Below are 12,730 nucleotides of genomic sequence, written 5' to 3' on the forward strand. Positions count from 1 at the left end.
ACATAAGAATAAGTATAAAAAGAGGCGGCATCATGATAGCACTTTCTTTCGTATTGTGCATCTTGTAAACATTCAGTGAATACCATAGTTTTAGCTATGGTATTCACTGGTAATCATGCTATTTTGTTTAGGTTCAGAATTATTTTGTCAGTCCATTTAAATGATAAAGAAGTAATTTACTGATTCATCGCTTTCAAACTAGTCGCTTCTAACATAACTTCCTGAAGGACCTGACACGTTTTCTCAATTTCTGATTTCATTAAGGTTGGATGTACTAAAAACATGAGACTGGTCTCCCCTAACTTCATAGCCACTGGCAGCCTATTCAAGGGACGCGATTTGGTTCCATCAAAAGCTTTTTCCAAATACACTTCGGAACAAGAGCCTTGGTAGCAAGGGACGCCACGATGGTTTATTTCATTCAGAATGCGGCAACGGCTCCAGCCTGGAGCCAATTCATTTTCTTCTACAAAGACATAACACTTATAAGCTGCATGCACAATATCATCAGGAATTTGAGGGACTCTCAGCCCTTTTAGTGTAGAGGCCACCTCATAAATCATTTTTAAATTTCCAAGCCTTTGCTGTTGCCAGGCAGTCATTTTTTTTAGTTGTATCCTTCCTATAGCCGCCTGCATTTCAATCATTCTACCATTCATGCCAAAATTACGGTGGAGCCAGCGAAAACCAGGTTCATGCTGTTCGTTATATACGGCATCCCATGATTTTCCATGGTCCTTATAAGACCACATGCAGGCCCATAATTTCTCATCATGGGTAGTGACCATGCCTCCTTCACCGCCTGTAGTCATTATTTTATCCTGGCAAAATGACCATGCACCAATATGGCCAATTGAACCTACTGAGCGTCCTTTATATTTGGCCCCATGAGCTTGAGCACAATCTTCAATAACATATAAATTGAATTTTTTTGCCAATTCCAGGATAGGATCCATGTCACAAGGCCAACCAGCCAGATGAACGCAAATGATGGCTTTTGTTTTGGGCGTCATCACAGCTTGAATGGTCTCTGCAGTAATGTTTTGGCTGTTTGCATCAACATCCGCAAATACAGGAGTACCGCCACAAGTGACTATAGAGGAGGCAGATGCGATAAAAGTCCGTGAGGTCACAATCACCTCATCACCTTGTTCTATCCCAATTGCTTTAAGCGCGACATCCAGTGCAATCGTGCCATTTGCCAAGGCGATTGCATGGGTTGTTCCTGCCCATTGGGCAAATTCTTTTTCGAATTCTCGGCATTCACTTCCAGTCCAATAATTTACTTTATTCGATAGGAGCACTTGGCGTACCGCATCTGCCTCTTCTTCGGAGTAAGAAGGCCAAGGTGAAAACGCTGTATTGAGCATAATTGATCCCTTATTCCTTTGAATTTTGTTGATAAATTTTAGCGGGCACTCCAAATGCTGTGCAATGATCGGCGAGATCGGTTACAACGGCAGAGCCTGCTCCAACCACGGCTTGTTTGCCAATTTTAATGCATTGACGCACAGAAGTTCCAATACCTACCCAACTTAAATCACCTACCTGCACGTTCCCTGCTAAATTAACTCCTGGTGAGATGTGAACACCTCTTCCGATAAGACAATCATGCTCAATGATTGCACCAGTATTAATAATACATCCCGGGTGAACAATACAATCAGGATTTAATACTGCTCTGGCAAAAACAACAGAACCTTCTCCAATTTGAGCTGAAGTGCTTATGATGGCAGAGGGGTGAATAAGTGTCGCCAAGGGAATGTTTTGCCCAGATAAATAATCTATTTTTTCCATCCGCACGAAATTGTTTCCAATAGCCACTATAGCTGCGTCAAATTCAGCGGCTTGTGCCAGGAAAGACTGAGTATCTCCAATAACTTCCCAGTTTCCTGATTGGGTTATTTGAGGCCATCGGTCATCAAAAAATCTAATATTCTGCCAACCAGAACAATACGCTGTATCCGCTACAACTTTAGCATGCCCGCCTGCACCAAGTATCGCCAGGGATCTCATGAAGGATTTCCTGTAAATTTTTCATTACTGACACTGCCTTGGGCAGTAATGCCTTCTCGTATTAATACTTTTTTCATGGTTAATAAAAGAATTTTGAAGTCTAAGTAAAAAGACTGGTTATCAACATACCATAAATCAAATTTAAATTTATCATCCCAGGTTAAGGCATTACGGCCATTAACCTGAGCTAATCCGGTGATACCGGGTTTTACATCATGGCGTCTTTTTTGGTCATCATTATAGAGAGAAAGGTATTCCATTAGTAGAGGTCGCGGACCAACAAAACTCATTTCGCCTTTGAGCACATTCCACAATTGAGGTAACTCATCTAAGCTTGATGCACGAAGAAGACGCCCAAAATGCGTAATTCTCTCTTTGTCCGGTAAAATTTCACCCTTTTTATTGTATGTTTCTTTCATCGTCCTAAATTTAATGAGTTGAAACTTTTTGCCATGCAATCCTGGACGATCTTGACGAAAAAAGACAGGAGAACCTAATCGCCAACGAATCATGAATGCAATAACCAAGAGTAAGGGCAAAAATAGAATGAGTAGGGCACTTGCTGCTGTTACATCAAAAATTCGTTTTAGCAAAACAATTCTCCGCTATCAGTATAAATAGAAGGAACACAAGCATAAGTTGTTGCATACTTTCTGACAAGCGTTTCGAATCCAGGTTAGGGAAGCTGACATATTCCTATTAACTGACGGATTCACGATAAAGGAAATGTTTGGCTTCCATCCAAAAACTAAAGGGATACTAAAACCCTCTAGTAACGGCCTTGTGAAGTTCTTCAACAACTCGCTCTTGTTGCTCCTGAGTTAATCCAATCCATAAGGGCAATCTAAGAATTCTTTCAGAAAGTGAATCAGTCAAAGTCAAATCTCCGTGAGTTTTACCAAAACATTGACCTGCTTTCGAGGAGTGTAGTGGCACATAATGGGATATGAGATGTATCCCTTGCTCCTTTAGACGATTGATAATAATTTGACGATCAAATTCCGGAGAGAGAATAATGTAATACATGTGTGCGTTATGCTGACAATGTGCCGGAATTATGGGGCGACGAAGAATACCTGCTTCTTCCAAAGGCTTCAGAAGTTGATGATAATGATTCCAAATCGAAATACGTCGATATGTGATGCTTTCCGCATCTTCAAGTTGAGCGTATAGAAATGCAGCAATAATCTCACTAGGCAAATAGGAGGACCCCACATCATGCCAGGTATATTTATCAACATCTCCTCGCAGAAATTGGCTGCGGTTCGTTCCCTTTTCACGTATTATCTCTGCGCGCAGTGCCATTTCAGGGTTATTTACTAAAAGAGCGCCCCCTTCACCCGATATGATATTTTTGGTTTCATGAAAACTGTAAGCACCAAGGTCACCAATACTGCCTAAAACTTTATCTTTATACTTTGCCATTATTCCCTGTGCAGCATCCTCGATAACCATTAGGCCATGCCGTTTCGCGATTTCTGTAATGACGTCCATTTCGCAGGAAACGCCTGCATAATGTACGGGAACAATCGCTTTGGTTTTAGGAGTGATGGCAGCTTCTATTAATTGTTCATTAATGTTTAGTGTGTCTTCACGAATATCAATAAAAACGGGTTTCCCTCTTTGTAATACAAATGCATTGGCCGTGGATACAAAGGTATATGATGGCATAATGATTTCATCATCAGGTTGAATATTTAACAATAAAGCGGCTATTTCCAATGCTGCCGTACAAGAATGAGTTAAGAGTGCTTTCGTGCAGTTTGTTTCTTCTTCAAGCCAAGTGTGGCAACGTTTGGTAAATTGGCCATCACCGGAGAGATGGTTGTAGCTATGGGCTTCCGCAATATATTGTATTTCTTTACCTGTTTTGTAGGGTCGATTAAATGTTATTCTGTTCATGGTTACATCTTATTCCTGGAAATATTAAGAAGCATTACTTGGCAAAATAGTATTATTCTTTTTATGAATTTCTAATTTTGAAACTAAATCCCCTACCTGATGAGATAGTTTAATTCCAACAGCATCCACATATGTTAAATAATGCGCTAATATTAATGAAATTAGTACACCAATACAATCAATCCATAGATTATCTATTGAATTCATCAATCTTAATCCAACTGTCCAAATGACCAGCGAATGAATGAGATATAAAGAAAATGAAATTTTGCCTAAATAAATACTTAATGGTGAAGATAAAAAATTTTGTACTGGTTTACAGTACATCGCTGCGATAAAAAAATTTAAAAGGCAAAAAACCTTAAAAATAAATGAAAATGAAATTTGACTGTGAAAATGATGATCAAAAAACCAAGAGGACAGAAGTGCCAGGAATAAAGTGAGGTACCCTATAAAAGTATTATTAACGGAAGGATATTTAGAGTAAACCCAGGCAAGCATCACCCCAATAAAAAAAAGGCTATAGAGAATATTCCATTGCATGGCAATGATGCTAAAAATTAAAATGAAAACAGGTTTAAATTTTAATTTATCTATGACCAACAAGGAGCATAGGACAAATATTGAACCCAAAAATTCTATTTGCATGGTCCAAAGAGGTGGAATTAATGATTGCTTTTTATCATAGTGATAAAGCACCTGGAAAAAATGGAATCGGCAAAAATCGAAGAAGTTCGGAACTTCAACAAGAAAACTTCTAAACTTTTCTGGGCGTAATGCAAGTGGCGGGATCAGCTTGGTTTTCAGAGCGATAAAATACATTAAAGAGGCAATACCAATGGGAATAATAAGTCGAATATAGCGTCCAGCTAGTATTTTTTTTAATATAAGCGGATTCTGTTTTTTAAAATAACCAATAGTTAAAGAAAATCCTGAGGTGATAAAAAAGATATAAACTGCCATGCCACCATTTAAGAAAAATATTTTTTTCATAAATTTAGATGCTGCTGGAGCAATAGGGAAACGAAATACAAAAAAATGAAAAAGTACCACAATAATTGCCGCCCAGCCACGGATACCATCAAGAAAATAAATCCGATTCATGGCTGTTTCTTGATTGGCAGTTGTTGGTTTTTTCTTTTTAAAAGAAATTAATTTACTAACAGGTAAAAAAAAATTCATTCACAATCCTATGCGATACATAATAAATTTTATTTCGCTTTCTACCTGAATCAAACCTCTATTTTTGCTTTCCTGCTTTTTAGCGGATAGAGATCATGAATAGGTAAAATAAATTTCCTGGGTTCAGTGACATTGATTTAATTTTTTTAATTATACCTGCCAATGGTTCACAAAAAAATTACCTTATCGATATTCTTTTAAGGTTCCATATTTCTATTTAAAATATTGATTTGATGCATCTGTTCTAAAATTAGATTTTTTGAATGAACGATAAAGCGCATTATATAATGTGCCGACGCATTTTGGCAGTTAGGGGAAACTCTTAAACTCATGATAAAGTGTATTAACCTAGTTTCTGTGTTAAATCAGACAATACCTTGCTTCCGGTACAAAACATGGCGACCTTAAGTTCATATTCAATGGTTTGCATGCATAAGCTCACCCGTTCCGAAGATTCCAAGGCAGCTTCGAGCAATGGCCTTGCATAACCCACGGTTGTTGCGCCCAGAGCAAATAATTTAGCCGCATTTAACCCATTGATAACGCCACCTGACCCCCATATTTCAAAAGAAGGATTCAGTGCTGCAGCTTGCTTTACAGAAGTAACCGTATCGATACCCCAATTGCCAAAAGTGAGTGCTGCCTGCTGGCGAATTGGATCTTCGATCGCCCTTCGTCCTTCAATTCGACCCCAATGAGTCCCTCCCAGGCCGCCTACATCAATTGCTGCGATGCCGATATCGTTTAACCGCGACATAGTCTGACTTGAGAAACCACACCCTGTTTCTTTAATAATGACAGGCAAGGGTAGTTCCTGAACTATTTTTTCTAAAGCTTGCCAGCACCCTTTATAATTAGTAGTACCTTCAGGCTGCATACTTTCTTGAAGGGGATTGCAGTGAATAATGAGTGCATCGGCTTGCAATGCATCGGTTAAACGTTGAACATCACTGGTCGAGGTCGAGATTAACTGGGCGATGCCTAAATTACTGTATAAACTGACCTGAGGAAATTTTTTGCGTAAATCATGCCATTCGAATGCAGCCTTGGCATCGGTCAGTTCACGTCGTTGAGAGCCCACACCCATGGCCCAGCCATTTAGCGCACAAGCTTCAATTAAATGGTGATTAATGTGTTTTGCTCGACGATGTCCCGCTGTCATGGAGCTTATCAGGAAAGGCTTTTCAACAGGACGGCCAAAGCGTGATCCTTGAATACAAATTTCATCAAAATTGATATCTGGAAGCGCATCATGGATTAATTGAATTGTATCAAAAGTTCCAAATTCAGTCGTTTGATTTTCAGACATTAAGGCCAATTTAATATGATCTTGTTTGCGTTGCTCAAACTGTTCATAATTATTTGTCATTTATATCCTATTTCTATGTCACGTAAAGTTTGGTGCATCATAATGGCAGCATTGGCAACATCTTTACCTTTGTGTCCTCCCTTTCCACCAAGTCTATCCCAAGCTTGCTCTTCGTTCTCTGTAGTCAGTACCCCAAATAAAACAGGGATATTATACTCTAATGAAACTTGCATGCATCCTTGGCTCACCATCTGACATACTACATCATAATGGCTGGTTTCACCGCGAATGACAGAACCAAACGTGATTATGGATTGCACTTGTTTTTGCAGGGCCAGGCGCTTCACAGCCAAAGGAATTTCTACTGCGCCGGGAACTTCATAAGAAATAATGTCTGTCTGATGGATACCACGTTTTAAAAGTTGGGAAATTGCTCCCTCTTGCAAGGCTTGGGTAATTTCTCGATTAAAAAGACTGGTGATGATGCCAATGGGAAAAGAACTTACAATGGATGTTTCTTCTGCATTCACGGTATTTTGCATAGTCTATTCTCTGTTAATTTGGGAGTATTTCTGTTCCTGCAATTTAACTCTTTATTACAGGATTTTCCACTTATTTACTTTGTAAACCGTTTAAAATGAGAAATTATTATACAGCCTTTTTTGCTGGGAATCTAATTGCTTCATACCTTAATGAATAAAGAGCGATGCCGCGGGAGTAGAAACAAACTCATTGAATCATTCCGCCAAAGACAAATATTTAAAAAAAGGAATAGTTATATCCAAATCATATCAGTTAATATTCTAGTTCAATCTCAAATCATAAAAGATAATCAAGTTAAAACTATGAATGAAGATTTTCTCCGGTATAAAACGCGGTTTATCACATTGACTTTGCTTCTTGGCTATGCCTTTATGCATGTGAAGCTTACTGGGGTTTATTTCAAGGTGACATTAGATAAACTGGCCAACTTTTCTGCCCCTATTACTTTTGGACAACGGCTTTTAATCCCGTTATTCGCCCATGTTATTTCCTACTTTACCCCATTAGATCTTGATAAAATTTATTTTTTAATTGAATGGATGTTCATCAGTTTATTTTACTTTGCATTATTAAAGTTGATGCAGTATGAATTTACTTTGCGTCAATCGCAATTGCTTAGTTGGTTATTTCTTCTTCTCTTACCCTTAATGACCGTTATCAATTATCGATTTACTACGGGCGGACCTGCGACCTTTTTCTTTTATTATGATTCGCCCAGTCTTTTTTTTCTCACTCTGGGATTCTTATTTTGTCTTCGTTCGAATTGGTTATACTTCCTACCCTTACTTTTCGTAGCTACGATAAATCGAGAAAGTAGTCTTCTGCTGATACTTTTTATACCCGCTTTACATTGGAATCATTTGCATGCCGTTTATAAGCAAATAATTCTGTCTTTAGCCGTGTATGTTCTTGCACGCAGTTTGGTACTTATATTTTTACACGATGCTTCAGGTACATTGTTGGAATGGTATTTTAAATCCTCGAATGACACCCATTTTAAAGTGAATTTTCAATGGTTGTTGAATGAACAACACATCTTTTTATTTATATTTTGTTTTGCAGGAATACCGTTCTTTTGGTTCGCATTTTATGACTATATTCCGCTTCTTTTCCGCCCATTACGATACGTGGCATTATTCTATTTTATTGTATTGCTCCTGATAGGTAACTTTCCAGAGGTACGCATTTTTAGTGAAATCGTTTTAATGCTCTATCTGCCCGTATGTATTGCATTAAAGAGCTGGATCAATGATCGCATGCCTGTCTCTTCTGAAGTAAAAACCAGTATGCTTTATTACATTGATCGCTATTTTGTCCTGGCGACATTAGTCCTAATTACTGCTGTGCACCACTCTTTAAACCAATGGGTCATTTGGTTATCCCGCTTTTAATCAAGACCCAGGTAAACAAGTACAATGCCGAAGCTAAAACCATGGTGCAACTATAGCCAAATGTCATGGAGATGGCCATGGCGATAATGGAGCCTAAAACTGAAAATGCTCCATTTAAAGCCCAAAACCAAGGAATACTCTCCCTATGTAGATCCCGTGCAAGGCGCAAACCGGAGGGTAAAGCAACTCCCATGCAAAAACCTATAGGTATAAGAATTAAAATAATTAAAACCAATTTGAAATACCAATTGTAACCAAAGGTAATCCACATCAACCAATGGAGGTAAAAGGGTAAAATAATTGCCAACATCACCACAAAAAATAAACTTCTTTTTAGAACCTGGAGCATTCGCTCTTTTTGAGAATAATTATTGAGAATACTGCCCATCCCCCCAAAAAATAACAAACAAAATAAACCTACAGACAATCCATAAGTCGGTCCTCCTAAATAAACAGAGCCTAGTTGGAGGGTAGGTATTTCTACAAGCATAAAACCCAACCCCAATAAAGCAAAATATAATCCCCATAAAAGCGGAGGCTTTTTGGATGTTTTGGAGAATAATAAGGGTAAAAAATAAAACAATAAGACCAAAATGGATGAAATAATGAGTAAAATAAATAAGATGGCTACCCCGAAATAATTAAACACTTGCCCCGTTATTTTTTTACCGGTCAGTAAGTCTTTCACTTTAGAGAAATAAAGCATTTGGAAAAAAAATGGTCTGTCGTCGGTTGTTGGGCGTATGTCGTAATAATAATTTTGAAAAAATCGATTTAGATTTTTGCTGGTCAGGGCTTTTTGAAACAGGGGTTCATTATGAACATCCGAAGGAAGATAAATAATTTCAAATGCGAACTGATGTGTTATTTTTTTGATCTCATGGATTTGTTCTAGAGAGAAAGGTTCTTTTTGAACCAAAACGGTAGCAACATCAATATTATTCCCTCGATTTTTAACTACAACGATGTTCCTTTCTGGAGAAGTAATTCCGCTTTGTTCTAAAGCAGCTCGTGCAAGTAAAATAATCTTTATTGTTTGATTATCTGGCTTAAAATAGAAACGGGAAACGCTTAGGATGCCATTGGGCTTTAGATATTTTAAATAAGTTTTGAATGCTTCAATGGTGTAAATGCTGTTTTCCGCCATAGCAAAAGCACCTGCAACGGTCGCAGCCCAGCTATCGATTAAAGGAATTTGAATGATATCGTAAGTTTTTTTCTTTAATTCAAGATAAGTGCGTCCCTCTGAAACTTCGATATGTACTTTGTCATTTTGGTAGATGTGACCCACATATCCTGAAAATTTATTTTGAAGCAGATCAACAATAACAGGATGGATATCCACACCCGTGATATGATGACTATTAAAAGCCAATGCGGTTAAAATATCACGCCCGCCACCAACACCTAAAACAAAAACATCTGGATTTTTTTTCAAATAATAAGGTATGGCGGTAATGTCGTATTTTAAAAAATCTACTTTATTGAAATCACCGTCAAATGGAACAATAGGTGTTATAGCACTGGCATCTTGCTGAATCCATAATTGGGTAAATGGATGTTTTTGTTTGTAAGTACTGCTTATCCCCCATCCAAAGGGCGAAACATTCTGCAATCCTTTGAAATATATTTCAGGAGATACGGTAATACGGGATAATGGGGACCATTTTTCAAAAATCTTCACATATTCCAATTCTGAGTAATTCTTTGTTTGAGTGATTTGAAATAAAGAGTTTCCGATGTAAATTAAAATCAACATCCCAAATAAAAATATCAAGGACGGTATACGAAGTAGGGGCAATTCAAATAAAATAGCAGCAACAACACAGATGAAGCTGGCAATCAATAAAACCTGTGGGGCCGTGAAATAACTAATCAACAGCACGCAACCAAGACAACCAATAGCGGCACCTTGTAAGTCAAAGCTATAAATAACATTTGATTTTTCAGGCCAATTTAAAAAAAGTACTGAAAGAATCATACTGCTCAATACAAAAGGTGAGGTGCATAATATATAAACACATACAAACTGTAACAGGCTTTGCCAATTGAATGTATCGGGTAGGTGATAGGATAGGACAGCATACAAGCTCAAGATAATACTGATGGCGAGCGCAATGCTAAGTAAATATAAATTCTTACTTTTTTCATATTGGAATTGTTCTTCCAGATGGTAAATGAGCAGTCCACCAAATCCCATTCCAAACATTGCTAAAGAAATGACAAAATATGAAAAGTGATACCACAAAGTCACTGAAAAAATCTTTGTAAGCGTAATTTCCACTATTAAAATGGCGCAGCTGATTAAAAAAATACCTATAAGGGTGGAACGATTTATTTGATTCATAAATATGATTTATTATCCCTTAATTTTTTTAAAGCCTGCTTGCATAATAGAGTTCCTGAGCAAAATAAAAAAGGAGTTTTGCCAAAATTAATGGGGCATGTTATTGAGAAATAATCCAATAAGAAGATATTAAAGACTAACTGTGTGTTGATATGCCTTTGCTCTTCTTGCAAATGAAGCTAAGAATACCAACACACTTGTTATGAACTAACTAGAAAGAAGGATTATCTTGTTCGGAAGTCAGCTCGTTGTTTTTACAAGTGACACCCAATTGAGCTTTGGTCCAGGAATCAGGTTCACTACCAGCTGGTTTAGATGTAAATGCGAAATCACCGGGTTTGCCGATACTTCCTACTTCCAAATTGATGTTGTTTAAATCACCTGGATTGATATCTCCCACGCAATGAGCCATACCCTCCAGAAAGCTATTGGGTGCATATGCTTGAGGTTTTAATCCAGAGTTGGTGTTTGAAAGTACGCCACTATCTGTGACTGGCGCTTTACCAGGAGCATGTGCAAAAAGACCAATCTGAGTGCTCTTTGTGCAATTTGGCACCGGAACTTTTAATGTACCAGAATCAGGAAATTTTCCATAAAACAATTGCGGACCACCCACGACTTCCTGAATTCCTGGACTTGAGACATCTGTAATAATAATGATCCAGTTTTTGAAGTTAGTCCATTTATCATTAAAGGTTAAATTAAACGTGCAGGAATCTGCGAAAACGGTTGAAGTAAATAGGAGACTAGATAACATTATTAATTTTTTCATAAAGCACCTCTCGCAAATTGAAGTTCTGTTATCATACATTATGGATTTTATATTTACTGTTTTCAAACGCTGAAGGTTCCATTCTAAACGTTAAAAACCCATGAATAACAGGAATCTAAAGTATTTTCTCAATATTATTGTTCATTAATCAAGCTCTTATTATAAATCAGGGCTGATTAATTAGGCTTATTTTTGCTTATTTAATGGGCAAATGGCAATGAGGTTTAACAAAATTTGCAGAATTTTTTCATTGCCTTGTATTTAATTCAACCCAATCGGCATATGCTTCCATAAATTGATGCAAAAATTTAAGGGTATCCTCTTTTTTAATTTGACCTTGTTCATCAAACAACTCATTTGCATGGCCTATATAAGTTTCTGGTTGTTGTAGGGTGGGAATGTCCAAGAAAACAAAAGATTGTCTTAAATGATGATTGGCACCAAATCCGCCAATAGCACTTGGGGAAACACTAATCACTGCCCCGGGTAATTTGCTCCAGATACTTTTCCCATAAGGACGAGAGCCAACATCCACTGCATTTTTAAGAACAGCAGGGACAGAACGGTTGTATTCGGGAGTAACAAAGATTACCCCTTGAAAGGTTTTCATTTGCTCACGAAACGTGACCCACGAAGCCGGAGGGCGTTTTTCATCATCAAAATCCTGGTTGTATAAAGGCAAATTGCCAATGTCCACTATGTGCAGGCTTAGCGATTTAGGGGCAATGGAGAGAAGTACATTAGCCAGCTTTCTATTGTAGGATTCTTTACGCAAACTCCCGACTAGAACTGCAATTCGTTGACTCATGATACACTCCTTTGTATGAGGCATTTAATCTACATAATAGCTTATCCTGGGGATAAAAATGTTACCGGAACTTTTCTGCGTATTGAATTTATACCAATAAAAAACCCCCTATCCATCGAAATACTCTCATATTTAAGTGAATAGGGGGTCTCAGTAAATTGATGTTTAAACTACTTCAACTTCTTCAGCTTGAGGACCTTTTTGCCCGTTACTTGGCTTGAATGTTACTGTTGCGCCCTCAGCGAGAGTTTTAAATCCAGAGCCTAAAATAGCACTGAAATGCACAAAATAATCTTTACCGCCACTTTCTAAAAAACCGAAACCTTTGGACTCATTAAACCACTTTACTGTACCACGAATTTTTTCTGACATGTTAATTTCCTAAATTGTTACCAGGATATTGTAACATTATTTTATTAGTTGTGCCGTTTTTTTGTTAAATTTTTTTAATTTTTTTTAA

Annotated in this window: 12 protein-coding genes; 1 reads left to right on the forward strand and 11 read right to left on the reverse strand. The window is 37.6% G+C overall.

Annotation, left to right across the window (positions count from 1 at the left end; genetic code table 11):
* Positions 1–176 precede the first annotated feature (176 nt).
* The 7 genes from BU07_RS0114050 to ribH all read right to left on the reverse strand — a co-directional run bounded on the left by BU07_RS0114050 (position 177) and on the right by ribH (position 6,951).
* The gene (locus tag BU07_RS0114050) at positions 177–1,370 is read right to left on the reverse strand and encodes a DegT/DnrJ/EryC1/StrS family aminotransferase (protein ID WP_031567069.1); all 1,194 of its coding nucleotides are present in this window, start codon (positions 1,368–1,370) and stop codon (positions 177–179) included.
* Positions 1,371–1,380: 10 nt separating this feature from the next.
* On the reverse strand, positions 1,381–2,016 hold the full coding sequence (locus tag BU07_RS0114055) for an acetyltransferase (protein ID WP_031567071.1): 636 nt from the start codon (positions 2,014–2,016) through the stop codon (positions 1,381–1,383).
* Entirely contained in the window at positions 2,013–2,609 is a 597-nt protein-coding gene (locus BU07_RS0114060) for a sugar transferase (RefSeq protein WP_031567073.1), read from the reverse strand. Before BU07_RS0114060 ends, BU07_RS0114055 begins: the two co-directional genes overlap by 4 nt.
* A gap of 166 nt (positions 2,610–2,775) precedes the next feature.
* Complete coding sequence (gene rffA, locus BU07_RS0114065) at positions 2,776–3,918, reverse strand: dTDP-4-amino-4,6-dideoxygalactose transaminase (protein WP_031567075.1); 1,143 nt, start codon at positions 3,916–3,918, stop codon at positions 2,776–2,778.
* A gap of 24 nt (positions 3,919–3,942) precedes the next feature.
* On the reverse strand, positions 3,943–5,100 hold the full coding sequence (locus BU07_RS0114070) for an acyltransferase family protein (protein ID WP_031567077.1): 1,158 nt from the start codon (positions 5,098–5,100) through the stop codon (positions 3,943–3,945).
* A 343-nt stretch (positions 5,101–5,443) separates the two neighbouring features.
* Positions 5,444–6,469: a type 2 isopentenyl-diphosphate Delta-isomerase gene (fni, locus tag BU07_RS0114075; RefSeq protein WP_031567079.1), complete on the reverse strand. Its 1,026-nt coding sequence runs from the start codon at positions 6,467–6,469 to the stop codon at positions 5,444–5,446.
* Entirely contained in the window at positions 6,466–6,951 is a 486-nt protein-coding gene (gene ribH / locus BU07_RS0114080) for a 6,7-dimethyl-8-ribityllumazine synthase (protein WP_035899137.1), read from the reverse strand. The genes fni and ribH overlap by 4 nt, the downstream gene beginning before the upstream one ends.
* 303 nt (positions 6,952–7,254) lie before the next feature.
* Here ribH and BU07_RS0114085 point away from each other — a divergent pair, with 303 nt between their 5' ends.
* The gene (locus tag BU07_RS0114085) at positions 7,255–8,343 is read left to right on the forward strand and encodes a hypothetical protein (RefSeq protein WP_031567082.1); all 1,089 of its coding nucleotides are present in this window, start codon (positions 7,255–7,257) and stop codon (positions 8,341–8,343) included.
* Here BU07_RS0114085 and BU07_RS0114090 read toward each other — a convergent pair.
* From BU07_RS0114090 to BU07_RS0114110, 4 genes are all read right to left on the reverse strand, one after another.
* Positions 8,321–10,690, reverse strand: a complete 2,370-nt coding sequence (locus tag BU07_RS0114090; protein WP_031567084.1) for a spermine/spermidine synthase domain-containing protein — start codon at positions 10,688–10,690, stop codon at positions 8,321–8,323. The genes BU07_RS0114085 and BU07_RS0114090 overlap by 23 nt on opposite strands.
* A 211-nt stretch (positions 10,691–10,901) precedes the next feature.
* On the reverse strand, positions 10,902–11,462 hold the full coding sequence (locus tag BU07_RS0114100) for a hypothetical protein (protein ID WP_031567086.1): 561 nt from the start codon (positions 11,460–11,462) through the stop codon (positions 10,902–10,904).
* Between the two features lie 247 nt (positions 11,463–11,709).
* Positions 11,710–12,270, reverse strand: coding sequence for an NADPH-dependent FMN reductase (locus BU07_RS0114105; protein WP_031567090.1), 561 nt, complete (start codon positions 12,268–12,270; stop codon positions 11,710–11,712).
* A gap of 165 nt (positions 12,271–12,435) precedes the next feature.
* Positions 12,436–12,642: a cold-shock protein gene (locus tag BU07_RS0114110; protein ID WP_031567092.1), complete on the reverse strand. Its 207-nt coding sequence runs from the start codon at positions 12,640–12,642 to the stop codon at positions 12,436–12,438.
* Positions 12,643–12,730: the final 88 nt, after the last annotated feature.

It is taken from the genome of Legionella wadsworthii DSM 21896 = ATCC 33877, from assembly GCF_000701265.1.
Lineage (GTDB): Bacteria > Pseudomonadota > Gammaproteobacteria > Legionellales > Legionellaceae > Legionella > Legionella wadsworthii.

Coding starts and splice junctions, on each gene's coding strand:
- BU07_RS0114050 (WP_031567069.1), bottom strand. CDS start 1,370: ATGCTCAATACAGCGTTTTCACCTTGGCCTTCTTACTCCGAAGAAGAG.
- BU07_RS0114055 (WP_031567071.1), bottom strand. CDS start 2,016: ATGAGATCCCTGGCGATACTTGGTGCAGGCGGGCATGCTAAAGTTGTA.
- rffA (WP_031567075.1), bottom strand. CDS start 3,918: ATGAACAGAATAACATTTAATCGACCCTACAAAACAGGTAAAGAAATA.
- BU07_RS0114070 (WP_031567077.1), bottom strand. CDS start 5,100: ATGAATTTTTTTTTACCTGTTAGTAAATTAATTTCTTTTAAAAAGAAA.
- fni (WP_031567079.1), bottom strand. CDS start 6,469: ATGACAAATAATTATGAACAGTTTGAGCAACGCAAACAAGATCATATT.
- ribH (WP_035899137.1), bottom strand. CDS start 6,951: ATGCAAAATACCGTGAATGCAGAAGAAACATCCATTGTAAGTTCTTTT.
- BU07_RS0114085 (WP_031567082.1), top strand. CDS start 7,255: ATGAATGAAGATTTTCTCCGGTATAAAACGCGGTTTATCACATTGACT.
- BU07_RS0114090 (WP_031567084.1), bottom strand. CDS start 10,690: ATGAATCAAATAAATCGTTCCACCCTTATAGGTATTTTTTTAATCAGC.
- BU07_RS0114100 (WP_031567086.1), bottom strand. CDS start 11,462: ATGAAAAAATTAATAATGTTATCTAGTCTCCTATTTACTTCAACCGTT.
- BU07_RS0114105 (WP_031567090.1), bottom strand. CDS start 12,270: ATGAGTCAACGAATTGCAGTTCTAGTCGGGAGTTTGCGTAAAGAATCC.
- BU07_RS0114110 (WP_031567092.1), bottom strand. CDS start 12,642: ATGTCAGAAAAAATTCGTGGTACAGTAAAGTGGTTTAATGAGTCCAAA.